This window comes from Mycolicibacterium sp. TUM20985 (genome assembly GCF_030295745.1).
GTDB lineage: Bacteria > Actinomycetota > Actinomycetes > Mycobacteriales > Mycobacteriaceae > Mycobacterium.
Map to the genome: position 1 here is coordinate 5,069,558 of NZ_AP027291.1, position 26,288 is coordinate 5,095,845.

Annotated in this window: 28 protein-coding genes; 18 read left to right on the forward strand and 10 right to left on the reverse strand. The window is 68.6% G+C overall.

Features of this window, described 5'->3' with window-relative positions; translation table 11 throughout:
- Positions 1-62 precede the first annotated feature (62 nt).
- The 5 genes from QUE68_RS24800 to QUE68_RS24820 are packed head-to-tail and all read left to right on the forward strand — an operon-like array spanning position 63 to position 5,495.
- Positions 63-1,265 (forward strand): RNA polymerase sigma factor, encoded by a 1,203-nt coding sequence (locus tag QUE68_RS24800; RefSeq protein WP_284231339.1) that lies wholly within the window; start codon positions 63-65, stop codon positions 1,263-1,265.
- On the forward strand, positions 1,262-1,948 hold the full coding sequence (locus QUE68_RS24805; protein ID WP_284229042.1) for an HAD family hydrolase: 687 nt from the start codon (positions 1,262-1,264) through the stop codon (positions 1,946-1,948). Before QUE68_RS24800 ends, QUE68_RS24805 begins: the two co-directional genes overlap by 4 nt.
- A 10-nt stretch (positions 1,949-1,958) precedes the next feature.
- Positions 1,959-2,414, forward strand: coding sequence for a nitroreductase family deazaflavin-dependent oxidoreductase (locus QUE68_RS24810; RefSeq protein WP_286274584.1), 456 nt, complete (start codon positions 1,959-1,961; stop codon positions 2,412-2,414).
- 14 nt (positions 2,415-2,428) lie between these two features.
- Complete coding sequence (locus QUE68_RS24815; RefSeq protein WP_284229045.1) at positions 2,429-3,343, forward strand: 1,4-dihydroxy-2-naphthoyl-CoA synthase; 915 nt, start codon at positions 2,429-2,431, stop codon at positions 3,341-3,343.
- A gap of 10 nt (positions 3,344-3,353) precedes the next feature.
- Complete coding sequence (locus QUE68_RS24820; RefSeq protein WP_454786308.1) at positions 3,354-5,495, forward strand: thiamine pyrophosphate-dependent enzyme; 2,142 nt, start codon at positions 3,354-3,356, stop codon at positions 5,493-5,495.
- Positions 5,496-5,559: 64 nt separating this feature from the next.
- On the opposite strand, the gene QUE68_RS24825 is transcribed toward QUE68_RS24820, so the two are convergent.
- The gene (locus tag QUE68_RS24825) at positions 5,560-6,999 is read right to left on the reverse strand and encodes a PucR family transcriptional regulator (RefSeq protein WP_284229047.1); all 1,440 of its coding nucleotides are present in this window, start codon (positions 6,997-6,999) and stop codon (positions 5,560-5,562) included.
- 119 nt (positions 7,000-7,118) lie between these two features.
- On the opposite strand from QUE68_RS24825, the gene QUE68_RS24830 reads away from it, so the two are divergent.
- From QUE68_RS24830 to QUE68_RS24845, 4 genes are all read left to right on the forward strand, one after another.
- A complete protein-coding gene (locus tag QUE68_RS24830) occupies positions 7,119-8,216 on the forward strand; it encodes a Zn-dependent alcohol dehydrogenase (RefSeq protein WP_286274585.1) in 1,098 nt (365 codons plus the stop codon).
- A gap of 26 nt (positions 8,217-8,242) precedes the next feature.
- A complete protein-coding gene (locus tag QUE68_RS24835; RefSeq protein WP_284229051.1) occupies positions 8,243-9,688 on the forward strand; it encodes an APC family permease in 1,446 nt (481 codons plus the stop codon).
- Positions 9,689-9,713: 25 nt separating this feature from the next.
- Entirely contained in the window at positions 9,714-10,589 is an 876-nt protein-coding gene (locus tag QUE68_RS24840) for an SDR family oxidoreductase (RefSeq protein WP_286274586.1), read from the forward strand.
- Between the two features lie 97 nt (positions 10,590-10,686).
- On the forward strand, positions 10,687-11,073 hold the full coding sequence (locus QUE68_RS24845) for a VOC family protein (RefSeq protein WP_286274587.1): 387 nt from the start codon (positions 10,687-10,689) through the stop codon (positions 11,071-11,073).
- Positions 11,074-11,088: 15 nt separating this feature from the next.
- Here QUE68_RS24845 and QUE68_RS24850 read toward each other — a convergent pair whose 3' ends face one another.
- From QUE68_RS24850 to QUE68_RS24860, 3 genes are read right to left on the reverse strand one after another with little or no spacing between them, the layout of a single operon-like run.
- Complete coding sequence (locus tag QUE68_RS24850; protein ID WP_284229057.1) at positions 11,089-11,397, reverse strand: DUF3349 domain-containing protein; 309 nt, start codon at positions 11,395-11,397, stop codon at positions 11,089-11,091.
- An 11-nt stretch (positions 11,398-11,408) separates the two neighbouring features.
- Positions 11,409-11,693: a hypothetical protein gene (locus QUE68_RS24855; RefSeq protein ID WP_284229058.1), complete on the reverse strand. Its 285-nt coding sequence runs from the start codon at positions 11,691-11,693 to the stop codon at positions 11,409-11,411.
- A gap of 39 nt (positions 11,694-11,732) precedes the next feature.
- Complete coding sequence (locus QUE68_RS24860) at positions 11,733-12,974, reverse strand: inorganic phosphate transporter (protein WP_284229060.1); 1,242 nt, start codon at positions 12,972-12,974, stop codon at positions 11,733-11,735.
- Between the two features lie 254 nt (positions 12,975-13,228).
- Here QUE68_RS24860 and QUE68_RS24865 point away from each other — a divergent pair, with 254 nt between their 5' ends.
- The 4 genes from QUE68_RS24865 to QUE68_RS24880 are packed head-to-tail and all read left to right on the forward strand — an operon-like array spanning position 13,229 to position 16,148.
- The gene (locus QUE68_RS24865) at positions 13,229-13,558 is read left to right on the forward strand and encodes a DUF3349 domain-containing protein (protein WP_286274588.1); all 330 of its coding nucleotides are present in this window, start codon (positions 13,229-13,231) and stop codon (positions 13,556-13,558) included.
- 47 nt (positions 13,559-13,605) lie between these two features.
- On the forward strand, positions 13,606-14,703 hold the full coding sequence (gene menE / locus QUE68_RS24870; RefSeq protein WP_286274589.1) for an o-succinylbenzoate--CoA ligase: 1,098 nt from the start codon (positions 13,606-13,608) through the stop codon (positions 14,701-14,703).
- Positions 14,704-14,732: 29 nt separating this feature from the next.
- The gene (locus QUE68_RS24875) at positions 14,733-14,999 is read left to right on the forward strand and encodes a DUF6131 family protein (protein ID WP_284236246.1); all 267 of its coding nucleotides are present in this window, start codon (positions 14,733-14,735) and stop codon (positions 14,997-14,999) included.
- Between the two features lie 15 nt (positions 15,000-15,014).
- Positions 15,015-16,148, forward strand: a complete 1,134-nt coding sequence (locus tag QUE68_RS24880; RefSeq protein WP_286274590.1) for an AI-2E family transporter — start codon at positions 15,015-15,017, stop codon at positions 16,146-16,148.
- Positions 16,149-16,152: 4 nt separating this feature from the next.
- Here QUE68_RS24880 and QUE68_RS24885 read toward each other — a convergent pair whose 3' ends face one another.
- Complete coding sequence (locus QUE68_RS24885; protein WP_286274591.1) at positions 16,153-17,718, reverse strand: cation:proton antiporter; 1,566 nt, start codon at positions 17,716-17,718, stop codon at positions 16,153-16,155.
- Between the two features lie 207 nt (positions 17,719-17,925).
- Here QUE68_RS24885 and QUE68_RS24890 point away from each other — a divergent pair, with 207 nt between their 5' ends.
- A complete protein-coding gene (locus QUE68_RS24890; RefSeq protein ID WP_286274592.1) occupies positions 17,926-19,104 on the forward strand; it encodes an NAD(P)/FAD-dependent oxidoreductase in 1,179 nt (392 codons plus the stop codon).
- Between the two features lie 31 nt (positions 19,105-19,135).
- Here the strand turns inward: QUE68_RS24890 and QUE68_RS24895 are convergent, their stop codons facing one another.
- Positions 19,136-19,795 (reverse strand): phosphate signaling complex PhoU family protein, encoded by a 660-nt coding sequence (locus QUE68_RS24895; protein ID WP_284234978.1) that lies wholly within the window; start codon positions 19,793-19,795, stop codon positions 19,136-19,138.
- A gap of 157 nt (positions 19,796-19,952) precedes the next feature.
- Here QUE68_RS24895 and QUE68_RS24900 point away from each other — a divergent pair, with 157 nt between their 5' ends.
- The gene (locus QUE68_RS24900; RefSeq protein WP_284229077.1) at positions 19,953-20,102 is read left to right on the forward strand and encodes a hypothetical protein; all 150 of its coding nucleotides are present in this window, start codon (positions 19,953-19,955) and stop codon (positions 20,100-20,102) included.
- A 4-nt stretch (positions 20,103-20,106) separates the two neighbouring features.
- Here QUE68_RS24900 and QUE68_RS24905 read toward each other — a convergent pair whose 3' ends face one another.
- Positions 20,107-20,877: an endonuclease/exonuclease/phosphatase family protein gene (locus QUE68_RS24905; RefSeq protein WP_286274593.1), complete on the reverse strand. Its 771-nt coding sequence runs from the start codon at positions 20,875-20,877 to the stop codon at positions 20,107-20,109.
- A gap of 130 nt (positions 20,878-21,007) precedes the next feature.
- Between QUE68_RS24905 and QUE68_RS24910 the strand changes: the two genes are divergently transcribed.
- Positions 21,008-22,363, forward strand: a complete 1,356-nt coding sequence (locus QUE68_RS24910; protein ID WP_284229081.1) for a hypothetical protein — start codon at positions 21,008-21,010, stop codon at positions 22,361-22,363.
- A 102-nt stretch (positions 22,364-22,465) separates the two neighbouring features.
- Here the strand turns inward: QUE68_RS24910 and QUE68_RS24915 are convergent, their stop codons facing one another.
- Genes QUE68_RS24915 through QUE68_RS24925 form a run of 3 tightly spaced genes read right to left on the reverse strand, consistent with a single transcriptional unit; the run spans position 22,466 to position 24,400 of the window.
- On the reverse strand, positions 22,466-23,098 hold the full coding sequence (locus QUE68_RS24915) for a methyltransferase domain-containing protein (RefSeq protein ID WP_284229082.1): 633 nt from the start codon (positions 23,096-23,098) through the stop codon (positions 22,466-22,468).
- Positions 23,088-23,756 carry a TIGR04282 family arsenosugar biosynthesis glycosyltransferase gene (locus tag QUE68_RS24920; RefSeq protein WP_284236123.1) on the reverse strand — a complete coding sequence of 223 codons (669 nt, stop codon included), beginning with the start codon at positions 23,754-23,756 and terminating at the stop codon, positions 23,088-23,090. Before QUE68_RS24920 ends, QUE68_RS24915 begins: the two co-directional genes overlap by 11 nt.
- Before the next feature lie 14 nt (positions 23,757-23,770).
- On the reverse strand, positions 23,771-24,400 hold the full coding sequence (locus QUE68_RS24925) for a glycosyltransferase family 2 protein (protein WP_286275940.1): 630 nt from the start codon (positions 24,398-24,400) through the stop codon (positions 23,771-23,773).
- 129 nt (positions 24,401-24,529) lie between these two features.
- Between QUE68_RS24925 and QUE68_RS24930 the strand changes: the two genes are divergently transcribed.
- Together QUE68_RS24930 and QUE68_RS24935 are read left to right on the forward strand one after the other, a co-directional pair.
- On the forward strand, positions 24,530-25,219 hold the full coding sequence (locus tag QUE68_RS24930) for a response regulator transcription factor (protein ID WP_284234974.1): 690 nt from the start codon (positions 24,530-24,532) through the stop codon (positions 25,217-25,219).
- The gene (locus tag QUE68_RS24935) at positions 25,206-26,234 is read left to right on the forward strand and encodes a sensor histidine kinase (protein WP_284229088.1); all 1,029 of its coding nucleotides are present in this window, start codon (positions 25,206-25,208) and stop codon (positions 26,232-26,234) included. Before QUE68_RS24930 ends, QUE68_RS24935 begins: the two co-directional genes overlap by 14 nt.
- Positions 26,235-26,288: the final 54 nt, after the last annotated feature.

A 26,288-nucleotide genomic window follows, 5' to 3' on the forward strand; every position in this document is an offset into this window, starting at 1 on the left:
GTGGGTACGTGTCCGACCCCGAGATCCCCGACGTCACGCGAACCGTGGACGCGGTGTGGCGCATGGAGGCCGCCAAGATCGTGGCGACGCTGACCCGCGCCGTCGGGGACGTCGCGATGGCCGAAGACCTGGCTGCCGACGCCCTGGTCGACGCGCTGGAGCAGTGGCCCGCGACGGGCGTACCGCGCAATGCCGCCGCCTGGCTGGTCACCGTCGCCAAGCGCAAGGCGATCGACCACTGGCGCCGGCTGGGCCGCCTCGACGCCAAGTACGCGACGATCGCGCGCGACCTCGAGAGCCGGGTCGACGAACCGTGGGACCCCGACCGCATCGACGACGACGTCCTGCGGCTGATCTTCGTCGCCACGCACCCGGCGCTCCCACCGGAGGGCCAAATCGCGTTGACGCTCCGCATCGTCGGCGGACTCGGCACCGACGAGATCGCGCGGGCGTTCCTCGTCCCCAAGGCCACGGTCGCGCAGCGCATCGTGCGGGCCAAGAAGACCCTCGCCGACGCCGACGTGCCATTCGAGGTGCCCGATCCCAGCGAGTATCCGACCCGGCTGGCAGCGGTCCTCAGCGTGATCTACCTGATTTACAACGAGGGCTACTCCGCGTCGTCTGGCCAACGCTGGATCCGTGACGAATTATGCACGGAGGCAATGCGTTTGGGTCGGGTCCTCGCGGCGCTGACACCCGACGAAGCCGAGGTGCACGGCCTGGTGGCGTTGATGGAGTTCCAGTCGTCGCGGTTCGCCGCCCGCACCGCGGCCGACGGGCGGCCCATTCCGCTCGAGGATCAGGACCGCAGGAAGTGGGACAGGGCGCAGATCGTGCGGGGCACCAACGCCCTACGACGCGCCGCCAAGACGCTGCGCGGCAACGGAATTGGCTGGGGACCGTACGCGCTGCAGGCGGCGCTGGCCGAATGCCACGCCTGCGCGCCAACCGTGGCGGACACCGATTGGGCCCGCATCGTGGCGCTGTACGACGGTCTCCTCCAGATCGCGCCGTCCCCGGTGGTCGAGCTGAACCGTGCGGTCGCGGTCGCGATGCGCTCGGGGCCCGCCGAGGCGCTGACCATCGTCGACCAGATCGGCGGGCTCGCCGGCTCCTACCTCCTGCCGAGCGTGCGCGGCGAGTTGCTGTCACGGCTCGGCAGGCAGTCCGAAGCGGTCGGCGAGTTCCAGCGGGCCGCGAAGATGGCCACCAACGACCGGGAGCGCGACGTGCTGGTCGACAAGGCAGAGAGGGTCAGGACATGACCACCACCCGCGCCGTTCTGTTCGACTTCTCCGGGACCCTGTTCCGCCTCGAGGAGGACGCCAGCTGGTTCACCGACATCCAGGTCGACGAGCGGGAGGTCGACGGTCACGTGCAGGCCGAGCTGATGCGGCGACTGACCGCACCGACGGGCGCCTCGGTCCACATGGACGAACGGGCGCGTCAGGCCTGGGTGAACCGCGACCTGGCGCCGCATCTGCACCGCGAGGCATATCTGCACGTGCTCCGCGAATCCGGGCTGGCCGACCAGCACGCCGAATCCCTCTACGGCCGGGCGATCGACCCCGCGAGCTGGCACCCGTACCCCGACACCGCGACGGTGCTCGCGAGCCTGCGCCGGCAGGGTCTCAAGACCGCCGTGGTGTCCAACATCGCGTTCGACGTCCGGCCCGCGTTTGCCGCGCTCGGCGTCAAGGACGACGTCGACGAGTTCGTACTGTCCTTCGAAGTCGGCGCGGTCAAACCGAATCCCGACATCTTCCGCACCGCGCTGGCACGGGTGGGGGTGGACGCCGAATACGCGTTGATGGTCGGTGACAGCGAGGAGGCCGACGGGGCCGCCCGCGCAGTCGGGTGCCGCTTCGCGCTGGTCGATCCGCTGCCCACGTCGATGCGCGAGGACGGCCTCATCGCGGCTCTGCAGAGCGCCGGTGTCGCGGTCTAGGCTCGAACGCATGCCGAGTGACGCGGACATCAAGCCGCCGTGGTGGCTCAAACCGATGAACAAGGTCATGATGACCGCGATGCGGCTGGGGCTGATGCGCGAGGGCCCGCTCGTGCTGACCGTGGCGGGACGCACCTCGGGCACACCCCGCCCGACGCCGGTCACCCCGTTCACCGTCGACGGCAAGCGCTACGTCGTCGGCGGCTTCCCGAAGGCCGACTGGGTCAAGAACCTTCGTGCCGCCGGTGAGGCGACGCTGACGCAGGGCCGCCGCGACGAGCGCGTGTCGGTGGTCGAGCTGACCGCCGAGCAGGCCAGGCCGCTGCTGCGCCAGTTCCCCGCCCTGGTGCCCACCGGCGTCAGCTTCATGACGCGCTCGGGTCTGGTGACCGGGCCCAACCCAGACGAGTTCGAGGCACTCGCGGGCCGGTGCGCCGTCTTCCGGTTCGACCCGATACTGCCCTAGCTACAGTCAACCGGGTGAGTGCTGACAACCCGTTCGACCCGACCGTGTGGCAGCCCGTCCCGGGCTTCGAGCTGACCGACATCACCTACCACCGGCACGTAGTGGACGGTGTCGCCAAGCCGACGGTCCGCATCGCGTTCGATCGGCCCGAGGTGCGCAACGCGTTCCGTCCGCACACCGTCGACGAGTTGTACCGCGTCCTCGACCACGCCCGGATGAGCAATGACGTCGGGGTGATCCTGCTGACGGGGAACGGACCATCCGAGAAGGACGGCGGCTGGGCCTTCTGCTCGGGCGGAGACCAACGCATCCGCGGCCGCACCGGCTACCAGTACGCCGCCGGCGAGACGGCCGACACCGTCGACCCCGCCCAAGCGGGCCGGCTGCACATCCTCGAGGTGCAACGCCTCATCCGCTTCATGCCTAAGCCGGTGATCTGCCTGGTGAACGGCTGGGCCGCAGGCGGCGGGCACAGCCTGCACGCCGTGTGCGACCTGACGCTGGCCAGCCGCGAGCACGCCAGGTTCAAGCAGACCGACGCCGACGTCGGCAGCTTCGACGGCGGTTACGGCAGCGCGTATCTCGCCCGCCAGACCGGACAGAAGTTCGCCCGCGAGATCTTCTTCCTCGGCAGGCCGTACACCGCGGAGCAGATGCACGCGATGGGCGCCGTCAACGAGGTCGTCGATCACACCGAGCTGGAAACCGTTGCGCTGCAATGGGCGCATGAGATCAATGGAAAGTCGCCACAGGCCATCAGGATGCTCAAGGCCGCGTTCAACCTGCTCGACGACGGACTGGTCGGTCAGCAGATCTTCGCCGGCGAGGCCACGCGACTGGCCTACATGACCGACGAGGCGGTCGAGGGACGCGACGCCTTCCTGGAGAAGCGCGATCCCGACTGGACGACGTTCCCGCGCTACTTCTGAGGGTGGGGCCGTGACCGAGAAGATCGACGAGTACTTCACCGCGACGGTCCGCGCACTGCCCGCGGGCAGGGGCGGTTCGCCGCTGACCGGTTCGCTGCTGAGCACGGCGGACGTCCTCGGCCTCTTCGACTCTCAACTCGGCAGCCGACATCTCGACCTCGCCGCCCGCTGGTTGCGCGGCCGCGGCAAGGGCTTCTACACGATCGGCTCGTCGGGCCACGAGGGCAATGCCGCGGTCGCGGCGGCGCTGCGCCCGACCGATCCCGCACTGCTGCACTATCGTTCGGGCGGCTTCTTCCTGCAGCGGGCGCGTCAGGTGGACGGCAGCAACCCCCTGCGCGACGTGCTGCTCGGGGTATGTGCCGCGACCGACGATCCGATCAGCGGCGGCCGGCACAAGGTCTTCGGTCGCCACGACCTCGCCGTGATCCCGCAGACGTCGACGATCGCCTCCCATCTACCGCGGGCCGTCGGGGTGGCGTTCTCGATCAGGCGGGCCGCGAAGCTCGGCGTCGACACACCGTGGCCGCGCGATGCCGTCACCGTCTGCAGCTTCGGCGATGCGTCCGCCAACCACTCGACGGCGGTTGGCGCCATCAACACCGCCGTTCATGCTGCCTACCAAGGACTTCCACTGCCGCTGCTCTTCGTCTGCGAAGACAACGGCATCGGCATCAGCACCAGGACGCCGACGGGCTGGATCGCCGCCAACTTCGCCGGCCGGACGGGCCTCGAGTACTTCAGCGCCGACGGGTCCGACGTGGTCGACACCCATGCCGTCGCCACGCGCGCCGTCGAATACGTCCGCAAGCATCGCAAGCCCGCGTTCCTGCACCTGCGCACCGTGCGACTGATGGGTCACGCCGGTTCGGACGTCGAAGCCGCCTACCGGGCGCCCGGCGAGATCACCGCGGACTTCGACCGAGACCCCCTACTCCACACGGCGAAGCTGTTGGTGGAGCGGACTGGCATGTCGCCCGCCGAGGTCCTGGAATGCTATGAGGCCAAGCGCGCCGAGGTCATCGGAATCGCCACGCAGGTGGCCGAACTGCCGCAGTTGGACAGTGCCGCCGCGGTCATGGAGCCACTACTCGACGGGCTCGCCGAGGCGATGGCGAGCACCGCCCGCGACCGCGCGGCGGGCGGGGAACCCCTTACCGTCGCCCAGTCGATCAACCGTGCCCTGCTCGACGTGTTGGCCGAGCATCCAGGCGCGCTGGTCTTCGGCGAGGACGTGGCACGCAAGGGCGGCGTCTACGGCGTGACGCGCGGTCTCGCACAAAAGTACGGTCCGGCAAAGGTATTCGACACCCTCCTCGACGAACAGGCGATCCTCGGGTTGGCGCTCGGCGCCGGGCTGGCCGGCCTGCTGCCGATCCCGGAGATCCAGTATCTGGCCTACCTGCACAACGCCGCCGATCAGATCCGCGGCGAAGGCGCCACCCTGCAGTTCTTCTCCGACCGGCAGTACCGCAACCCGATGGTGGTGCGCGTCGCCGGCTACGGCTACCAGAAGGGGTTCGGGGGGCACTTCCACAACGACAACGCCATCGGAGCCCTGCGCGACATCCCCGGCCTCGTCATCGCCTCCCCCTCCCGGCCCGACGACGCCGCGGCCATGATGCGGACGTGCGCATCGGCTGCCCGCACCGCCGGCGCTCTCTGCATCTTCCTGGAACCCATTGCGCTGTATCACGTTCGAGACCTGTACGAGGCAGGCGACGACCAGTGGCTGGCTCCCTATCCGTCGGCGGGCGTGCCGATCGGCCGGGCGCGGGTCTGCGATGATGGCACCGATCTGACCATCGTCACGTTCGGCAATGGCGTGCCGATGAGCCTGCGCGTGGCGCAGCGGCTCGCGAGCCGGGGCATCACCACCCGCGTCGTCGACATGCGTTGGCTGGCACCACTTCCCATCGCCGACGTGATGCGGGAGGCCAACGCCACCGGTCGCACGCTCGTGGTCGACGAGACGAGGGCGACCGGCGGCGTCGCCGAAGGCGTGCTGGCCGCGATGATCGACCACGGGTACAGCGGCTCACTGGCGCGGGTCGCCAGCGCCGACAGCTTCATCCCGCTGGGCGACGCCGCGCTGAAGGTGCTGCTGTCGGAGGACCAGATCGAGGCAGCCGCGCTAAAGCTCACCTCATGAGCGATTTCGGCGCGCAAACGTTCGGTGAGCGACGGTTAGCGCGCCGAAATCGCGAAGGGGTGAGTCAGCGTTCGAGGGCCCGCAGCGCCAGCCAGGCCGCGGCGCGATCGTCTGGGCTCGACATCGACAAACCCGTCAGTTCCTCGATCCGGCGAATGCGGCTCGCGAGCGTCTGCCGGTGCACGCCCAGCTTCTCGGCCGTGATCCCCCAACTACCGTTGTGAGCCAGGAAGTTTCGTAGCGTCCGAGTGAGTTCGCCATGGGTACCGTCGTCGTCGCGGAGGGGATCGAGCACAGTCGCCAGGCGTCGCGCATCGACGGGATCGAGACGGTCGAGCACGTAGGCCACCGTTGGCAGCGTCTGGTACCGGACTGCGTCGCGACCGTCAGCGACCGCGACCTCGTGCGCCTGGCCAGCCTCCGCCACGCTGCGAGTCAGCGCATCGGTGGGCGCAGGCGTGCCGAGTCCGAGGCGCAGCGGAAGCCGCGGCTGGGTGGTGGAGTTCTGCACCCGCTCCGCCAGGGCGTCGGACTGGTCGTCGCGGACGAAACCCTGCACGGTGCCGCGATCCGCGGTCACCATGTGGACGGCGCCAAGTTCGTCGAGCCACCGGATCACCAGCCGTTCGAGGTCGACCGACCGCGACCGGGCGGTCAGGACGAAGGCGGTCAACGACGGCTCGTGCACGCCCCATCGCCGCAGCAGGGCAGAGGCCGCAGGCCCGCCGGCCAGCAGCGTGCCCATCATGACCTCGCGACCGAGCCGTTCGGTGCCGGTGTAGTCGTGGGTGCGCAGGATCAGGTCGAGCAGCGCCGCCGCCTGCGACGCCAGGTCGCGGCTGCGACTGGTCGAGCTGTTGCGCGACGAGATGACCAGATAACCGGTGAGGTCCTCATCGGCCCCTACCGGATGGACCTGCAGACCCCGATGACGCAGGCGTACCGGTCGGTGGAACGCCACCGTCACGGCGTCCTTCACGTGCAGTCCACCCGCCCCGGCGGTGGTGATGGTCTGCCCATGCGCGTCTAGCAGGACCGCCCAGCCGTCGATGCGGTGGGCGAGCTGCGCAACCACGCCTTGGGCGCCACCGCGACGGGCCACCTGGGTGAGCACCTTGGTGCCCGTCGTCACCAGGCGGTCCTCGGCCGCCCGGTCGGCGGCGAGGAGGGCGACGAGCCGCGCGTGGAGCAGCTCATCACCGGCCTCGTCGACGACGATCGCGCAGGCGTCCTTGGCACGGAACAGCTCTCGGAGCGCAGGCCGATCACCGCCGACGACCAGGACGGTGCCGGTCAACGCCAGGCTCCGTTCGTCACCAGCCTTGAGGGCCGCCTCGACCGCACCAGCCGAGCCCACCACCAGCGTGGCGTACGAGGGATGACCGACGACGGCGAACTCGTCGAGCCGGACGGCGGCATCCACCGGCGTCGACGCCTCGGCGCCACCAGCGACGAGTAGTTCGCCGCCCAGCACGTGGGCGATGGAACTCAGGTCGCGGGGCACGGGGGCAGTGTACGAAATGTCGAATCTGGCGCCGCGTCTCCACACTTCTTCTCAGTGCTTCGGGGCGGCTGCCGTGCCTACGATCACCCGCATTCGACCGCCACCGAATCTGGAGGGGCATGAAAGCCATCGTCTTCCGCGACCCCGGGACACCCATCGAGGTCGCCGACGTCCAACTCGCCGCTCCGAAGTCGGGCGAAGTGCGCGTCAAGATCGCCGCCGCTGGGGTCTGTCACTCGGATCTCCACGTCAAACGCGGGGAATGGGAAGCCCCTGCGCCACTGGTGATGGGCCACGAGGGCTCCGGGGTCGTCGTCGAGCTCGGCGAGGGTGTCAATTCACTGGCAGTCGGGGACCACGTCGTGCTCAGCTGGGTGCCGCCCTGCGGTGAGTGCCGGTACTGCCGATCGGGGCACGAGGCGCGCTGCCACAAGGTCGCCACGATCGTCGCCCCGAAGGGTGTTCTCTACGACGGCACCTCGCGTCTGTCCAAGGACGGTGAGACGATCCACCACTACCTCGGCGTCTCGTCATTCGCCGAAGAGGTCGTCGTACCGGTGTCCGGGGCGGTCAAGGTGCGCGACGACGCACCGCTCGACGTGATCGCGGTCGTCGGCTGTGCGGTCGCGACCGGCGTAGGGGCCGTACTCAACACCGCCGCGGTAGAACCTGGATCGACCCTGGCCGTGATCGGCTGCGGCGGCGTCGGGCTGAACGTGGTGCAAGGCGCCCGTCTCGCAGGCGCCGAGCGGATCATCGCGATCGACGTACTCCCCGGAAAGACCCAACTGGCAATGCAATTCGGCGCGACCGACCGGATCGACGCCAATAGGGGTGACGTCGTCGAGCAGCTGTTCGAGCTGATCCCCGACGGCGTGGATTACGCCTTCGACGCGATCGGCCGCACATCCACCACCGAGCAGGCCATCCGGATGCTCGGCCTCGGCGGCGCCGCCGTGATCGTCGGGCTTCCACCCACCGGCGCGAAGGCGTCCTTCGAGCCCCTCGTCCTGGCCGAAGCGGATCAGCGCATCCTCGGGTCCAACTACGGCTCGGTCCGCCCCTCGATCGACATCCCCGCGTTGGTCGATCGCTACATGGATGGCCAACTCAAGCTCGATCCGCTGATCTCCGCGCACCGGCCGCTGGTCGAGGCCGCCGAGGCGTTCGCCGACCTCGAGACCGGTGAAGCATTGCGCACCTTGCTCATTCCTTGATTCACCCGTCCGACGGAGAGTTCGCCATGTCAGCACCTTCCAAGTCCACCGGGCCCTCAGCCCAGGCCACGACCGACGCTGGCCTACGTCGCGGCGTGATGTCCGCGCCCGAGGTGTCCGCCCAGGCGATTGCGAACATCGCGCCGAGCGCGGTGATCGCGTTCACCGCGGCGGCCATCTACCTCGGCGCGGGTAACGGCACCGTGCTGTCGTTCCTGCTCGCCACGCTGGTCATCCTTGCGGTCGGCTACTGCGTCGTCGTGTTTGCGCGCAGGCACGCCTCGGCGGGGTCGCTGTACACCTATGTCGCCAAGGGGCTAGGTCCGACCGGCGCGTATCTCGCCGGTATCGCGCTGGTCGTCGGCTGTTGGGGCATCACGGCCGGTTCTCTTGGTGGGGCGGTGTCCTACATGAACCAGTTCCTCGTCCTGCTTGGCGTGCCTGCCACCGGAATTGGTTGGCAGCTGGGACTTGCCGTCGTGCTCGGCGGCCTCGCGACGCTGTTCACGATTCGTGGGATCCGGCTCTCCGCGCGCGTTTCACTGGTGTTGGAGTTGGTGTCAGTCACCATCATCGTGGTCCTGCTGGTACTCGCCCTCGTCTGGGCCGGGCCCAACGCCTGGGACCCGTCGCAATTCAGCTTCGAGGGCGCACCGCCACAGGGCGTGGCGGCCGGAATGGTCCTCGGCATCCTCGGCTTCGTCGGTTTCTCCTCCGCCGACGCATTGGGCCGCGAGGCGAAGAATCCGTACACCACGATTCCGCGGGCGATCATGTGGAGTGCCGTCACCGTCGGCGTTCTCTACGTGTTCGCTGCCTACACGCAAATCGCGGTCCTTGGCGAAGGACTCGCCGAGAGCGCCAGCCCCCTCGAGGACATCGCGACGCTCATCGGCATGCCGTCGTGGTTCGCCCCGATCCTCACCTTCGGCGTCGGAGCGTCATTCTTCGCGGTGGTCGTGGCCCCGCTCAACGTCGTCGGACGCATCATCTACGTGATGGGCAAGGAGGGCGTGGTCGGCGACCACTTCGGCCGCACCCACGACCGCCATCTGACACCGCACCGCGTCCTACTGATCGCGGGTCCTACGGCGATCGCGCTCAACCTGGTGCTGCTGGCGATGAGCGTCGACCCCATGGAGATCGTCGTCTGGGTCGACACCTACGGCACCTACGGCTACATGGTCGCGTACGCGCTCGTCGCGATCGCCTGCGTGGTGTACACCCGGCGCGAGGGCATGCCCAACCGCCTGGTGTGGACCTGCGCGGTCGTCGTCGTCCTGGCGATGGCCTACGTGTTCTTCGCCAACGTCTGGCCGGTGCCGGCGTGGCCGTTGAACATCATCCCCTACCTGTTTCTCGCGACGATGGTCGTGGCGGTCGGGTGGTACCGGTACCGCGTGGCGCGCCGGCCCGAGATCGTCGCGAACATCGGCAACACGGAGACCGACATCCTCGAAGGCGTCGGCTGATGGGCGACACCTAAGCTCGGCGACCGTGAGCAACAATCCCCTGCGCCGACTGGCCGACTCGGTGTTCCTGGCCGGTATGCGTCCGCCCCTGACCGCCCGGCTACTGCAGCCCGGCCGCGACGTCGACCCCGCGGGAAAACGGATCCTGATCACCGGCGCCTCATCGGGGATCGGTGAGGCCGGTGCGCTGAAGCTGGCCGGCCAGGGGGCGCGGGTCATCGTGGTCGCGCGCAGGCAGGAGCTGCTGGACTCGGTGGTGGCGCGGATCGGGGACGCCGGCGGCGACGCCACCGCCATTGCCTGCGACCTGTCCGACCTCGACGCGGTGGACGCACTGGTCGCCGAGGTCGAGGACCGCTTCGGCGGGATCGACGTGTTGATCAACAATGCGGGCAGGTCCATCCGGCGACCGCTGGCCGAATCACTGGAGCGCTGGCACGACGTCGAGCGGACGATGCAGCTGAACTACTACTCACCGCTGCGGCTGATCCGCGGGTTCGCACCGGGGATGCGGGCGCGGCGCGATGGACACGTCGTGAACGTCTCGACCTGGGGCGTCTTGAGTGAATCCTCGCCGCTGTTCGCCGTCTACAACGCCTCGAAGGCGGCGCTCACCGCCGTCAGCCGTGTCATCGAGACCGAATGGGCCCAGGACGGGGTGCATTCCACGACGCTGTTCTATCCGTTGGTCAAGACGCCGATGATCGCGCCGACCCGGGCCTACGACGGCCTCCCCGGGCTCTCGGCCGACGAGGCGGCGGACTGGATGGTCACCGCCGTCCGACGCAGGCCCGTGCGCGTGGCGCCGAGGATGGCCGTCACCGCGCACGCGGTGAACAGCTTCGCCCCCGCGGCCGTGGACGCCATCATGAAGCGGCAGCGCGTCCAACCCACCGGCTGAGCCCCCGCGAAACCGCATTCCCTGTCGCTAGACCGCACAATTGGTGACAGGGAATGCAGTTTCGGGCGCGGGCGGGCGCTGTGTTACAACGGACGGTATGGAGATCCTGGCCAGTCGGGTGCTGTTCCGGCCGACCGACTACCAGCGATCGCTGACCTTCTACCGGGATGCCATCGGTCTCGCCATCGCGCGCGAGTACGGTGCCGGCACGGTCTTCTACGCCGGTCAGTCGCTCATCGAGTTGGCCAGCCACGGCGGCGGATCACCTTCGGCGCCACCGTTTCCCGGTGCCCTCTGGCTCCAGGTGCGCGACGTCTACGCCACGCAGAAGGAGCTCGAGGATCGCGACGTCGCCATCGCCCGGGCCGCCGCCAAGGAGCCGTGGGGTCTGCACGAGATGCACGTCGACGACCCCGACGGCGTCACCCTCATCTTCGTCCAGGTACCCGACACGCACCCGTTGCGGCGTGACAACCGAACCTGAACGCCGACAACGCCTTTAGTGCGCTGGCAGCGCGAGCGGCCAACCCACCGACGCCAGCCGCGCGGCGACCTGGTGGATCTCGTCCGGGGTGGGTTCATGGCCGTCCACGGTTTCGATCGCCGTGCGGATCTCGTCCTCGGCGACCGTGTCACCGCTGGCCGACTTCAGGACGAAACGCGCGGCGTTGACGACCTCTTCCTCCGTCAGCGAGCGCTTGAGCAGCGCGAGGACCGGGGAGTAGTCCTTCGGTGGGACTCCCTCGGGGTAGCCCGCATTGAGCCAGTGGAGGACATTGTCGAACACGCTCTTGTGATGATCAGTCATGGTCAGTCAGCTCACTTCTTGAAGCCGAAGAACGGGTCGAAGCCCGTGTGGTGGATGATCGTGCCCCTGGTGATCCAGAGCAGTGCGACGAAGATGACGAACCCGACGACCACGAAGAGCAGCAGGCCCAGCATCCTCAGCATGGCGTTGGGCGCGTCGATCGAGCCGTCGGCCTCCGCACCGCCGACGCCCGTCGAGTAGGCCCTCAGTCCGATGGCGAAGACGGCGGGAAGGCCGGCTCCCAGGACGAGCCCGACGCCCAGGACGGTCAGGAGCGGTATCACAAAGGTGTTCATCGGTGATTCTTTCCGTTGAAGGGCATTCGCTTGCGGAGGCTAAACCGAGGCCTTGGGCGCCTCGGCCGACGCGGCACGCGCCTCGGCCGGGACGACCGAGTTGGTCGTGTGGTCCCAATCGGCGTTGACGTTGCTGCTGTCCACCTTCTGCTTCTGCGCGCGCCAGTACATGTAGCCGGAGAGTCCGACGAGGATGAGGAAGATCAGGCCGTCGCCCACCAGCTGCGTGGTGGCACCGGCGACGAAGTGCGAGATCCAGAAGGCGATGGCGCCGACGAGCGCCGCGGCGGGCAGCGTGATCAGCCACGCGGCCGCCATGCGTCCCGCGACGGCCCAACGCACCTGTGCGCCCGGCTTGCCCACGCCGCTGCCGAGGATCGAGCCCGTCGCCACGTGCGTGGTCGACAGGGCCATGCCGGCGGCGCTGGAGCTCAGGATGATCGCGGCCGACGACGCCTCGGCGGCCAGACCCTGCGGTGACTCGATCTCGACGAGCCCCTTGCCGAGGGTGCGGATGACCCGCCAACCGCCGATGTAGGTGCCGAGGCCGATGGCCAGGGCGCAGGAGAAGATCACCCAGAACGGCAGGCCGTTCTCCTTCACGTCACCGGAGAGGTGCCCGGTGGTGATGAGCGCCAGCGCGATCACGCCCATGGTCTTCTGCGCATCGTTGGTGCCGTGTGACAGCGCGACGAGCGAAGCGGTGGCGATCTGGCCCCAGCGGAATCCCGTCTCGCGCCGCTTGTGCTCTATGTTGCGGGTGAGTCGGTAGACCAGCCACGTTCCGCATGCCGCGACGAGCCCGGCGATGAACGGCGCCGCGACTGCGGGAACCAGCACCTTGCTGATGACGCCGGTCCAGTTGACCCCGGCCATGCCGATGGCCGCGATACCCGCACCGATCAGTCCACCGAACAGTGCGTGCGACGAACTCGACGGTATGCCGAAGAGCCACGTGAGCAGATTCCACAGAATGCCGCCGATGAGTCCGGCGAAGATGATCGTGAGGCCCACCGATTGGTCGATCGACGGGACGAGGGCACCCGTCTTGCTGTCCTGGATCTTCAGGACCGAGGTGGTGACGGTGACGGCCACCTCGACCGAGAGGAAGGCACCGACGAGGTTGAGTACGCCGGCAAGCAGCACGGCGACCTTCGGCTTGAGAGCACCCGTGGCGATCGACGTCGCCATGGCGTTGCCCGTGTCGTGGAACCCGTTGGTGAAGTCGAACGCCAACGCCGTGACTATCAACAACACGAGAATGATCATGGTTGTGCTCATGGCTACAGATTGTGGGGCCTGCCGCGTAGATTTGACCAACCGGCGAAAGCCTCAAAGAAGCCCCTCACCAGGGCCTTTGCGCGTCTTCCTGGAGCTGTTCGTTTACTGTTCACCCAGAGGGCGTGTGGCGTTGGTCCTGGGAACCGAAACACCACGCCGGCGCCACACCAGTACTGCCGATGGCCGGGAGCGCCGATACCATCGATCCATCGCCGCGGCCGAAACCCCGCCGCGGCCGAAGGGAAGTAGCCACCGTGAACACTTTTCTCGCAAAGATCGTCGCGTGGATCACCGCCGGCTATCCGGAGGGGGTGCCCGGACCCGACCGGGTTCCGCTGATGTCGCTGTTGAACCGCCGCCTCAGCGAGGACGAGGTCAAGACCGTCACCCAGGCACTGATGGATCGCGGCGAGTTCGACCACGTCGACATCGGCGTGCTGATCACCCAGACCACCGATGAGCTGCCTCGGCCTGAAGACGTCGAACGAGTTCGGCAACGCCTGGCCGCGAAGGGTTGGCCACTTGACGATTCGCGCGAGGACAACCCCACCGGCCTCGGTAGCGACGGCGAGGAATCGGCATAGCGCCGCTACGCGCGGTCGTCATCCCGCCGATTCCCTCACCCGAGCCGTTGCTCGCGGTGCTCGAAGGTGTCCTCGACGGCAGGGATCCGGCGATCTTGCCGGTGCCCGCCGACGCCCGCTCGGCCGAACTGCTGACCGAGCATCTCGGCGTCGGTGACGACATCGACGACGACGTCGCCCTCGTGGTGCCGACGTCTGGCACCACCGGGATTCCCAGGGGGGCCATGCTCACCGCGCGTGCACTGATCGCCAGCGCGTCGGCGACCCACGACAGGATCGGCGGCCCCGGCAGCTGGCTTCTGGCGCTGCCCGCCCATCACATCGCCGGCTTGCAGGTAATGGTCCGCAGCCTGCTGGCGGGGACCGTGCCCGTGGCAATCGATCCGAGTTTCGACGTGGGTGTGCTGCCTTCGGCCATCGAGGCACTGGGCAGCGGCGCGCGGTACGCGTCGCTGGTCGCGGTCCAGCTCGCGAAGGCACTCGCCGACCCAGGTGCCACCATCGCGCTGGCCGAACTCGACGCCGTCCTCATCGGCGGGGGGCCGATGCCCACGGCGGTCCGCGACGCCGCTGCGGCAGCGGGCATCCGGGTGGTACGCACCTACGGCATGAGTGAGACCGCCGGCGGGTGCGTGTACGACGGAACGCCACTCGACGGCGTGCGCGTTCGAATCGACGACGGGCGCGTGGTGCTCGGCGGCGACACCGTGGCCATGGGCTACCGCAACCCCACGGAGCCGGACCCGTTCGCCGAACCCGGCTGGTTCCGCACCGATGACGCTGGCGTCGTTGATGATTCCGGCGTACTGCGAATCTTGGGACGCATCGACGACGCCATCGGTACGGGTGGACTCACCGTGATGCCGCAGCTCGTCGAAGCCGCGCTGGGGTCGCACCCGGCGATCACCGACTGCGCGGTCTTCGGCGTCGGGGACGACCGGCTGGGTCAACGCGTCGTGACGGCGGTGGTCCTCGCTGCCGGTGTGGAGCCACCGACGGTGGCGGAGCTGCGCGCGCACGTCGAGAAGACGTTGGACGCCACCGCCGCACCTCGCGAGGTGTACCTCGTCGACGAACTTCCGCGCCGCGGCATCGGAAAGCTCGATCGCCAAGCCCTCGTCACCCGGTTCGACACCGGCGTCTGACGTACGCCGAAGCGCGTGTTCAACGGGTCGTGGCACTGCCGAACGCCGGGCCTTCAGAATCCCCTGAAAGTAATGGGTTTCGTTTTGACGGAATGGGCAATTCTCTTCCCGGCAGTTCCCCTCTACGGATCGGATTGATCATGATCGTGCTTGGCATCGTTCTCCTGTTGATTGGCTATTTCGCAGGAATATCGATCCTGTACACAATTGGCGGCATTCTCGTGGTGGTCGGGGTGATCCTGTGGATCCTCGGCGCAGTCGGACGTCCCGTCGGCGGCCGAAAAGTCTGGTTCTAGCGCACTAACGCCGTCGTGCCCCCCGCTGCGGAACGCGCTGATCCGTGGGTCAGTCCACTGGTACGCGCGTCCGCGGCGTGGGCGTGGCGGCTCCTCGTCCTTCTCGCCGCCGCCTACGTACTGTTCGAAGCGCTCGTCCACTTCGGCGTCGTCGTCGTCCCGGTGGCCCTAGCCCTCATCCTCACGGCACTACTGCAGCCGGCGGTCGACTACCTCGACCGCCTCGGCGCAGCACGCGGAGGCGCGGTCGCCTTCGTCCTCGTTCTCAGCCTCGCCGTCTTCGGCGGGCTACTCGCCTTCGTGGTCAACCAGTTCATCGAAGGAGCCCCGCTCCTCGTCGAGCAGGTGACCCGCAGCATCGAGAGCACGCGAGACTGGCTCATCAACGGTCCGGCACGGCTCAGCGGTGACCAGATCAACCGGGCAGTCGATTCCTTCACCGAGGCGCTTCGCAGCCATCAGACCCAGCTGACCAGCGGGGCCCTGTCCACCGCAGGCACCATCGTCGAGATTCTCGGCGGCGCGTTCCTGTTGCTGTTCACGGTCATCTTCTTCCTGCTCGGTGGACGCAGCATCTGGCAGTTCGTCACACGCCTCATCCCCGCGGAGAACCGCGCCCGCGTGCGCGAGGCCGGCTCCGCAGGATTCCATTCGCTGGCCGGCTTCGCCCGCGCCACCTCGCTGGTCGCGTTGGTAGATGCCGTCGCCATCGGCAGCGGACTCGCGATCATGGGCATTCCGCTCGCCTTGCCGCTGGCCTCGCTGATCTTCCTCGGCGCCTTCATACCGGTCGTCGGCGCCTTGATCACGGGCTTCCTCGCCGTGATCGTGGCGCTCCTGGCCAAGGGGGTCATCTACGCGCTCATCACGCTCGGGCTGATCGTCGCGGTGATGCAGCTCGAGGCGCACGTCCTGCAGCCGTTGGTGATGGGCCGCGCGGTCTCCATCCATCCGCTGGCCGTGGTCCTCGGCCTCACCGCGGGATGGGTGCTCGCGGGCGTCATCGGCGCACTGCTCGCAGTGCCCGCGATCGCCTTCTTCAACAGCTTCGTGCGGGTGCTGAGCGCCGACGACCCCGGTGCGCGTAACGAAGCCCTCGAGGCCGACGACGGGTCGATGATCGATGCGCAGGCAGTCGACGAAGCTTGATCGTCTACTCGGGTTGAGTACCGCGCGCGTCGAGTCTCCGTAGCACTCCGTCGACGATGGTCGGGTCGACTCCCGATTCCTTTCGAGCGGAACCTATTTCGTCGCGGGCGGCGGCAAGTATCTCGTCCTTGACCGCGTTCAGCGTGGCCGCGTGCTTGGCGTTGCGCTCGCTCTCCGCTTCGGAATGCTCACCCGGATCGAAGCCCATCGAGTGCCACATGCGTTCGGCGTTGTCCTCGGCGTGCGCGATGGTCTCGGAGTCGACCTCGCTGTCCGCCCGAAGGTCGTCGAGGCGGCGAAGACCGGCATCACGGGCTCGACGGATGAGATCGCGGGCCGCCTCGTCCGTCTGATCGACGGATGCCATGACGCCCAGGCGCTTCACCACGAACGGCAGCGTCAGACCCTGCACGATGATCGTCACGACGATCACCACGAACGCAATGAAGATCAGCCGTTCACGTTCGGGGAATGCCTTCTCGCCTGCAGGCAGCGCGAGCACGGCCGCCAGGGTCACCACGCCGCGCATCCCGGCCCACGAGGCGACCGTCATCTCGCGCCAGCCCACCGGTTCCCCCTCGACCCCCTTGCGGAGACGCAATCGTTCGTCGAGGAAGGCGACCGGGAAGATCCAGACGAATCTGATGACGATGGCCGCGGCCGTTACGGCAAGCGCCTGCCAGATGGCGGTGTCCAACGAACCCTGCAGACTGCCCGCGACGTTGCGCAGTTCGACGCCGACGAAGGCGAATGCGGCACCCGTCAACAGTAATTCGACGATCTCCCAGGTGGTTCCGGACACCAGGCGGGTCTGCGACGATTGGGTATCGCCGTAGCGGCTCAACGCCAACGCGACCGTCACCACGGCGAGCACACCACTGCCGTGAATGAAGTCGGCGGCCGCGTAGGCCGCGAACGGGAGCACCAGAACCAGTCCGCTACCGGCCGGGTGGGCGGGTAGCCGGGTGAGCAACCACCGCGCCGCCACCGCGAAGGCCAACCCCACCGCGACGCCGATCCCGACGGCGAGGCCGAGCGCACTCGCCGCCGTCGTGGGCGACAGCGCTCCGGTCATGGTCGCCGCCGCCGCGACCTCGTAGAGCACCAGTGCGGTCGCGTCATTGGAGAGACCCTCGCCCTCCAGCACCGTGCGAAGCCGGCGCGGCAGATTCAGCTTCCGGGCCACGGCCGTGGCCGCCACCGGGTCCGGCGGCGCCACTGCGGCGCCCAACGCCACGCCGGCGATCAGCGGGAGGCCGGGCACGACCGCGCTGGCCACCACCCCCACGACGAAGGCCGTCACGGCGACCAGCGCAACCGCCAGCAGCCCGATCGCCCGCCGGTTGTCGAGAAACTGCCGCCAGGACGTCCGCCGTGCGGCGGCGAACAGGAGCGGCGGAAGTACTACGGGGAGAATCCAATCCGCGTCGACGGTCGGCACCGTGATGCCGGGCACCAACGCCAACAGCAGCCCGAAGAGCAACATGACCACCGGATATGGCACCGTGATGCGCTCCGCGAGAGGAGCGAGGATCACGGTGGCCAGCACCAGAAGGAGTACGAGAGCCACGGGCGTATCTCACCTTTCGAGATCGGACACAGTCGGTGGTCATTCCCCGGTTCGGGGGTGTGTAACCGCTCGCTCTTCGGCTCGTCATGACCGGGATGCCGACTGCCAGCAGGGGCAGCGTCAGCAGGAACCAACCCGCCCCCTGCCAGCTCGGCCAGGTGCGGCGGATCGACGTGTGGCAGTCTGCGACCGGGGTAATCGGCCACGGTGAGCAACCCGGGATTGATCGTCGTCGGAAGTGGGCCCGCGGGCATCAGCGCCGCGGAATCGTATCGAAAGCACGGCGGCTCGGGCCCGGTGCTGGTGCTGAGCGCGGACGGCGATCTGCCGTACGAGCGGCCGCCGTTGAGCAAGGACTTCCTGCAGGGGGACACCGACGACGTGGCGTTGCACCCGGCGGAGTGGTTCACCGATCGCGACATCGACCTGCGCCACGGATGTCCCGTCGACGCGATCGATACCGACGGGCACAGCGTCACGGTCGACGGTGAGCGAATTCCCTATGGCGCGTTGGTCGTGGCACTCGGCGCCGGCCCGTCACCTCTTCCCGTGCCAGGTGGTGACCGCGCCCTCCTACTACGCGCCCTGACCGACGCGCGGCAGTTGCGAAGCGCGGCCGCGAATGCGACCTCGGCCGTGGTGATCGGGGCAGGATTCATCGGTTGCGAGGCCGCCGCGTCGCTGGCCATGCGAGGCCTTCCAGTCACGCTGGTGGCTCCCGACCGAGTGCCGCAGGAGAAGCGCCTCGGCGCGGAGGCGGGCGAACGGCTGCTGAACCTCGTCACGAGTACCGGCGTGCGCTACGTCGGCGGGGCGTCGGTCGAGGCGATGGAGGGCGACGGGGTACGGCTCGACGACGGCGTGACGATCGCCTGCGATCTGGTGCTCGCCGCCACCGGCGTCAGCCCCCGCAGCAGCGTCGCCGCCGCGGCCGGACTGCAGATGCAGGATTCGCGCATCGTCGTCGGCGCCGACATGCGTACGTCGGCGACCGACGTCTACGCGGCGGGTGACGTCACATTCGCGTTCAACACCGTCGCGGGCCGACACCTCGCCGTCGAACACTGGCAGGACGCCATCGACCACGGGACCGTCGCCGGTGCCCAGGCGGCGGGTGCTGCCGCCACGTGGGACGCGGTGCCGGGCTTCTGGTCCACGATCGGGGACGCGACGATCAAGTATCACGCCTGGGGCGATGGTTACGACGGCCGTCGCCTCGTGGACCACGACGACGGCTTCACCGTTTGGTATGAGGCCGGTGGCGCGGCGGTGGGCGTCCTCACCTACAACGCCGACGACGACTACGACCTCGGCGAGACACTCATCGCGGCGGGGCGACCGGCCCCGGTGTCGACGTCACGGGATGCGGCCGACCGCCCGGAGTGACGTCGGGGGGAGCGCAGTTCGCGGACAGCGATCAGCCGGCCTTCGCACGCCTCACCGGGTCACCGCTGGTTTGAAAGATCATTCGACGCGCGATCTCGTCGGCGTGGTCGGCGAACCGCCCGTAGAACCTCCCCAGGAGCACCACGTCGGACGCGACGCCGGCACCGTGGCCCCAATGAGGGCTCGACACGGCGTTGAAGAGCTGCTGGTGAATCGCCTCCATCTCCTGATCGTCGCGTCGAACTCGTTGCGCCCGTGCGCAATCGCCGGTGCCCAGAATTGCGTGACAATTGTCGGCCAGATTCACGGCGATCCTGCCCATTGCGGCGAAGGTGTCGTTCATCTCGTCCGGGATCACGGAGTTCGGGTGACGGCGCAGGCTCAACTTGGCGATGTGCGAGGCCAATCCACCCATCCGATCGGCGGCCGCCGCGATGTGAATGGCACTCACCACGGTCCGCAGGTCACCGGCGACGGGCGCCTGCGTCGCCAAGATCGCCAACGTGCGCCTCTCGACGTCGTTGTGCAGGAATGTCAGTCGCTCTACGTCGGACAACACGCTGTGGGCGGCGTCCAAGTCGACGTCGAGCAGACTGCGCGTCGCGTTGGCCATTGCGGCGCCGGCCAATTCGCACATTCCGCCCATGTCCGCCCGCAGCGAATCGAGTTGGTGCCGAAAGTCCGCGCGCATTGAACGCTCCTGTGTCGCTGGTGGTGTGGGCGTCTTACCCCCACCCGGTCGTCGACAAACCCGAATCATGAAGCTCGTCGGCCCCGGGGCCGCGCGGGCCGACGTTTGACCGCCGCCCTCACGGGCATCCGACCTCGACTCGACGAAGGAGCACCACATGCCTCGCGGCAGCGGAATCTACGAAGACGAACCCCGGGACCACCGCAAGACCTACAAGCCGGAACCAGGCCGGGACGAGGACAGCACCGGCGAGGACCCGACGCCGGACGACTCGTCGTCCGAACTGGCGCAGGAACCCTCCGGCTAAGCCCTCAGTCGGGTCGCTGCAGATCGGCGATCAGCGGCCGATGGTCGGAGATCGTCATCTGGGGCGCGCCGACCATGCTCGCCACCAAACCCGGATCGTCGGTGAGGAGATGGTCGAGCTGTCGCTGGGGCCGGTCGAACGGGAACGTGGGCGCCGTCGCCAGGGCCCGCATGCCCGAGAGTCGTCGCACGACATAGGGCGTGAGGTTGAGGTCCCCCGCCAGCACGTGGGGACCCGGCAGTCCGCGGAGGTCGCGCACCAGGCGCCGCAGCTGCCGCCGATTCCAGCCCGGCACGAAGGACAGGTGCGTGTTGGCGATCGTGAGCGGTCCGAGGGGCGTCTCGAAACGTCCGATCACCGCGGCCCGCGGTTCCTCGTCGACCACGATGAACCGGTTCGGCCCGCGCAGGTACAAGGGCACCTTGACCGGGATGCGCGCCATCCGGACGACCTGCCACGCGCTGGCGGGATATCTCGAAAGCAGCGAGATGCCGTACGCCGCGGCTCCGGGTCGTTCCCGGCCCGTGGCCGCGCTCCACGTCGCACCGGGGGTTCCCGCGATCGCCGCGACGAAGCGATGGCTGACGGCGCCCATCGCCTCGGCTGCCGCGGCGGTCAGGTCGGCCATGTTGGACCGCGGTTGTTCGTGGTCGACCTCCTGCAATGCCAGCACGTCGGCGTCGATGGCGCGCACGCAGTCCTGCAGCCGTTCCACGTCGACGACACCGTCGCCGACCGTCCGGCCGTGCAGGATGTTGAACGTCGCCAGTCGCATGGGGTCATTGATACCCGCCATGACAGGCCGGTCATGCCGCCGGGCACGGTGACCATTCTCATCGCTGAGCGCAGTGGTGACGCTCTGACTCCGGCTACCCCGCCGGGCGCCACGCCTAGGGTGGGTAGGCGTGAAGTCTGCCCGGCGGGAAATCATTGCGGCCATCCTGGCGGTCGTGCTCGTGGCGGCGGCGTTCGCCGTACCACACCTCGACCTGGGCATCGTGACACCGCTGATCAACAGCACGCCGCGCCAGATCGAGATGTACGCGGCCGCGGCGCCGATCTTCGGGTGGTGGAACGCCCACGTCGGGTGGGGCACCATCCCGGCCGTCGTGATCGGTCTCGGCACGACGATGTGGGGCCCGGCGGTGGCGCAGCGCCTACCTTGGCGGGCCGTGCCATGGGTGACGTGGGCCACGTCGTGCGCGTGGGCCTTCGCGCTGGCGATGATCGACGGCTGGCAGCGTGGTTTCGCCCGCCGGCTGGAGACCACCAACGAGTATCTGCGCCAGGTGCCGTCGGTCACCGACATCCCCTACGCGCTGCGGTCGTTCTCATCGAGGATCCTGGACTTTCAACCAGATTCGTGGATTACCCACGTGTCCGGCCACCCGCCGGGCGCCCTGCTGACCTTCGTATGGCTCGACCGCATCGGCTTGAGCGGTGGCGCGTGGGCGGGTCTGCTGTGCTTGCTGGTCGGGTCGAGCGCCGCCGCGGCGATCGTGGTGGCGGCGCGAGCCCTCTCCGGTGAGGACCTGGCGCGGCGTGCGGCACCCTTCGTCGCCGTGGCGCCCACCGCGATCTGGGTCGCGGTGTCGGCAGATGGGTACTTCGCGGGCGTCGCGGCGTGGGGTCTGGCGCTCCTGGCCCTCGCCGCGCGAGGCACCACCCGACTGCCCCTTCTCGCGGGAGCGGGCGCCGGTCTCCTGCTGGGGTGGGGAATCTTCCTCAACTACGGCCTCGGCCTCATCGCGCTGCCCGCCGTCGCCGTGCTGATCGCCGCCGAGAACGTCCGATCCGCCCTGCGCGCCTTCGTGCCCGCGGTGCTCGCGGCGCTCGCCGTGGTGGCGGTCTTCGCCGCCGTCGGATTCTGGTGGTTCGACGGCTATCTCCTGGTTCAGGACCGTTACTGGCAGGGAATCGCCGCGAACCGGCCGTTCCAGTACTGGTCGTGGGCGAACTTCGCGTCGGTGGTGTGCGCCGTCGGAATTGGCACGGTGGCGGGTGTATCCCGCGCCTTCGACGTCTCGGCGGTGAGACGACGGTCCGGCCTCTACCTGGTGATCCTCGCGACGCTACTGGCCACCGTCCTCGCGGATCTGAGCATGCTCAGCAAGGCGGAGGTCGAGCGAATCTGGTTGCCCTACACCGTGTGGTTGACCGCGGCCGGGGCGCTGCTGCCGCCACGCTCGCATCGGTGGTGGCTCGGGCTCAACGTGATCGGCGCGCTAGTGCTCAACCACGTCATCCTGACCAACTGGTAATGGAGTCGGCGCTCGCGCCGAGCGTGCGCAAAGTCCGATTTCGACGCGGCGTGTCGGCCGCAAACACGCACGCTCGCGGGGAGGGGGCTAGGCGGGGAGGGGTTAGGCGGCGACGAGGCTGGCCAGCACCCTCTTGCCGACAGGCATCACCGCCGAGACCGCGAGACCTACGTCCTCGGCGAGGTGCTTGGCGCAGTCCATGCCCACCGACGCCCAACGAAACCACGGCCCAACGGTCTTCGAGGATTCGAGTCGGACCCAGCGGGACTGGACACCGCTGATGGCCGGGTCGAACTCCACGACGCACCGGCCACCGGTGCGCATCAACTCACTGGCGCGGCGCAGGACGCGAGTCGGATCTCCGCCGAGGCCCACGTTGCCGTCGGCCAGCAGCACGGTTCCCCAGCGCCCCGTGCCCGGCAACCGTTCGAAGACGTCGCGGCGCAGGGCGGGGGCACCGCTGCGACGCGCCAACTCGACGGCGGTCTGCGACTGGTCGACACCCAGCGCGGGGATGCCCAGCTTGGTCAGATGAGCGACGAAACGCCCTGGACCGCAACCCAGGTCGATGGTCGGTCCGTGACACAGGGCCAGCACGGCCTCGTCGAACGCCTTGTCGAGCCGACGTCCACCGGGTAACCAGCTGTGCACGGGCAGGCCCTGCACGCTGCCGTCGTCGTACCGGATCCAACATCGTTCACCCGTCAGGGCCTGGTCATACAGGTTACCCAGCACGCTCCACCTCCATGGCCAGTATCACCTGGCGAAATCGACTGTCCGGCAGGCACTCTCGACCAACCACCTCGATGTCGTCGACGGTGTCGACATCGACCAACTGCGACACCTCTGCCACGCCGAGGCCCGTGGCACGCAAGGCGGCCAGCGTTGCAGTGCCGGTCTCCGCCGTCGACATCGGCACGCCCCGGAGACACTCGGCGGCCGTCGCGTCGGTGAGGCCGAGGACCCACCAGCCGCCGTCACGGGCCGGGCCGAGCACCGCGTCGGCCGAGGCCAGAGCAGTCGCGCACTCCACCAACAGAGCCGCGGTGACCTGCGGGGTGTCCATGCCGATCTGCACCACCGGCAAGCCGCCCACCGCGCGCGAGGTATCCGCATGGGCATTCGCGAGCCGGTCGGCGAAGTCGTCGCCCCGCTGCTCTATGACGATGAACTCGGCCAACCGGCAACGAATTTCAGCGCTGCGGCTCGCAGCGGACAGGTCGCCGGTCATGGCGACGACGCGGGCGGCCACCGGAGCGGCCGCCACCGCGTCGAGGGTGTCGAGCAACGCCGCCGCGGCGACGTCAGCGGCCGCGGCATTGCCCATCGTGGCCGCCAGGCGGGTCTTGGCTAGGCCCGGCACAGGCGCCTTCGCGACCACCAGCACCGCCATGTCGAAGTCCACCCTCAAGAAATCACCCGCCAAAAGTCAAGTATTGCAAAGAAACTGCCTCGCACCGAACCACTGACCTTCGACTTCCCCCCCGTACGCGATCCGTAGGCAACGTCGTGCTCAGCTACCACCCACCCCGCGGCGGCAGCACGGACCAGTAGTTCGAGGGGGTACCCAGATCTCCGGTCGGCTACACCAAGGCCGACCACGGCCTCGCGACGGGCTACCCTCATCGGCGCGATGTCGTGCACGGCGATCCCGTGCCGCCTGCGCAATCGCCAGCAAACCAGCTGTGTGCCCAGGCGCGCGTGCCACGGCCAGCCGACCCCCGGCAAGGGGCGGCGACGGCCGACCGCCATGTCGGCGCCACGGTCGAGTTCGTCGACCAGCTTCGGCAGTTCCTGCGGGTCCAGCGACCCGTCGCCGTCGAGCACCGCGACGATCGGCGTGGCCGCGGCCACGATGCCCGCATGCACGGCCGCCCCATAGCCCGGCTGAGACTCCTGCACCACCGTGGCTCCGCACCGACGCGCGACCTCCGCGGTTCCGTCGGTGCTGTTGTTGTCCACGACCAGCGCCCGGTAGCCCTCCGGCATCCGCGCGAGCACCCCCGGCAGCGATTCCGCTTCGTTCAGACAGGGCATCACCACCGTCACTCGAGAAGATTCCACCAAGCGAGGTTAGCCACCCACCTCGGCATCCCGCGCGGTGAACGCTGACGATTTGGTGACGACGGCGCAGGTAAGGGCGTTGCACGAGTAGGCTGGAACGTTGTGACCCGAGTCCTGATCGCCGACGACGACAACGTCGTCCGTGACGTCGTGCGCCGATACCTCGAGCGCGACGGACTGGACGTCTCCGTCGCACGCGACGGAAACCAGGCGTTGCGGGCGCTGAAATCCGAGCAGATCGACGTTGCGGTGCTCGACGTGATGATGCCGGGGCCCGACGGTCTAGCCCTGTGCCGCGTCCTTCGCGAACGCGGCGGATACGCGGTGCCGGTCATCCTGCTGACCGCGCTCGGCGAGGAAGACGACCGCATCGCCGGGCTCGAGGCCGGTGCCGACGACTACCTGGTCAAGCCGTTCAGTCCCCGCGAGCTTGCGCTGCGCGTGCGTTCGGTGCTGCGGCGCGCACCCACCGCGGCGGGCCCCCAGTCGGCCATCGTCACCCTCGGTGACATGACGGTGTCGGCGGCCGCCCGTTCGGTGACCATCAAGGGCCAGCCGATCAGCCTGACCAACCGCGAGTTCGACCTACTGCTGTTCTTCCTCACCCACAAGGGTGTCGTCTTCACCCGCGAGGAGCTGCTGAAATTGGTGTGGCAGTGGGACTTCGGCGACCTGTCCACCGTCACCGTGCACGTCAAGCGCCTTCGATCCAAGCTCGGTGAAGAGCACCGGGTGCAAACGGTCTGGGGCCGCGGTTACATGTGGAGCGAGGAACGGTATGCCAACGACTGACATCTGGGAGATCGTCGGCCTCGCGCTGGCGTGCTCGGTGCCGGTCGTGGTGGCGGGCGCAATCCTGATCCGGTTGGCGCGGTCGTGGTCACTGACGCTCAGCATGGTGGTGCTGGTGCTGATCCCGACGGTCGCCACGTTCACCGGGGTCTTCGGCGCCAGCGGCTTCATGCTGTCGCCCAACTTCGAGGGCATCGTCGTCGTCCTCGTCATCGTGTCCGTCGTGACGATCCCCGCCGCCATCATGCTGGCCGGTTACCAGGCCAGGCGCACGGTCTGGGAGCAGCAGATCCACGAGGCCGACGAGGTCGCCGAGCAGTCCCGTCGCCAGCTCGTCGCCTTCGTCAGCCACGATCTCCGGACGCCGCTGGCCGGGATCCGCGCCGTCTCCGAGGCGATCGCCGACGGCGTGGTCGAACCCGACGAGGTGCGCTCGCACGCCAAGCACATCGAACACGAGACGATCCGGCTGTCGGAAATGGTGGACGACCTCTTCGAGATGTCGAAGATCAACGCGGGCGCCGTCCAGCCCGCCTACGACAAGGTGTCCCTCGACGAGGTCGTCGACGACGTGGTATCCGCCCACCGAATCGCCGCCGAACGCGCGGGGGTCGCACTCCACGCCAGGGTGCCGGCCAAGCCGGTCGGGGTGATCGGCAGCGACCGCGCGCTGGTGCGGGTGCTGTCCAACCTGGTCGCCAACGCCATCGCCCACACCCCGGAGGGCGGCACCGTCGAGCTGGCCATCGGATCCGACGGGCACGGCGCCTGGGCCAGGGTGGACGACACCGGCGTGGGCATCAACGAGGCCGACCTGGCCCGCGTCTTCGACATCGCCTACCGCGGATCCAACGGCAGGGTGCCGCGCGAGGACTCGTCGCTGCCGAGTGGTTCCGGACTGGGTCTGGCCATCGCCGCGGGGCTGGTACACGCCCACCACGGCACGGTATCGGCCTACAACCTAGAGAACGGCGCCCGCTTCGAGGTGCGGCTGCCACTGGCCGGCGAGGAGTAACCCCGCCCCTGCGATCCGCGCACGCTTACCCGCGGTGAGCGCGGTCGCGGGTGC

Bases quoted from the DNA above. Each gene is read 5' to 3' on its own strand.
- QUE68_RS24800 (WP_284231339.1), top strand. From the start codon at position 63: ATGGAGGCCGCCAAGATCGTGGCGACGCTGACCCGCGCCGTCGGGGAC.
- QUE68_RS24805 (WP_284229042.1), top strand. From the start codon at position 1,262: ATGACCACCACCCGCGCCGTTCTGTTCGACTTCTCCGGGACCCTGTTC.
- QUE68_RS24810 (WP_286274584.1), top strand. From the start codon at position 1,959: ATGCCGAGTGACGCGGACATCAAGCCGCCGTGGTGGCTCAAACCGATG.
- QUE68_RS24830 (WP_286274585.1), top strand. From the start codon at position 7,119: ATGAAAGCCATCGTCTTCCGCGACCCCGGGACACCCATCGAGGTCGCC.
- QUE68_RS24835 (WP_284229051.1), top strand. From the start codon at position 8,243: ATGTCAGCACCTTCCAAGTCCACCGGGCCCTCAGCCCAGGCCACGACC.
- QUE68_RS24845 (WP_286274587.1), top strand. From the start codon at position 10,687: ATGGAGATCCTGGCCAGTCGGGTGCTGTTCCGGCCGACCGACTACCAG.
- QUE68_RS24850 (WP_284229057.1), bottom strand. From the start codon at position 11,397: ATGACTGATCATCACAAGAGCGTGTTCGACAATGTCCTCCACTGGCTC.
- QUE68_RS24855 (WP_284229058.1), bottom strand. From the start codon at position 11,693: ATGAACACCTTTGTGATACCGCTCCTGACCGTCCTGGGCGTCGGGCTC.
- QUE68_RS24860 (WP_284229060.1), bottom strand. From the start codon at position 12,974: ATGAGCACAACCATGATCATTCTCGTGTTGTTGATAGTCACGGCGTTG.
- QUE68_RS24895 (WP_284234978.1), bottom strand. From the start codon at position 19,795: ATGCGCGCGGACTTTCGGCACCAACTCGATTCGCTGCGGGCGGACATG.
- QUE68_RS24900 (WP_284229077.1), top strand. From the start codon at position 19,953: ATGCCTCGCGGCAGCGGAATCTACGAAGACGAACCCCGGGACCACCGC.
- QUE68_RS24905 (WP_286274593.1), bottom strand. From the start codon at position 20,877: ATGCGACTGGCGACGTTCAACATCCTGCACGGCCGGACGGTCGGCGAC.
- QUE68_RS24920 (WP_284236123.1), bottom strand. From the start codon at position 23,756: ATGGCGGTGCTGGTGGTCGCGAAGGCGCCTGTGCCGGGCCTAGCCAAG.
- QUE68_RS24925 (WP_286275940.1), bottom strand. From the start codon at position 24,400: ATGCCCTGTCTGAACGAAGCGGAATCGCTGCCGGGGGTGCTCGCGCGG.
- QUE68_RS24935 (WP_284229088.1), top strand. From the start codon at position 25,206: ATGCCAACGACTGACATCTGGGAGATCGTCGGCCTCGCGCTGGCGTGC.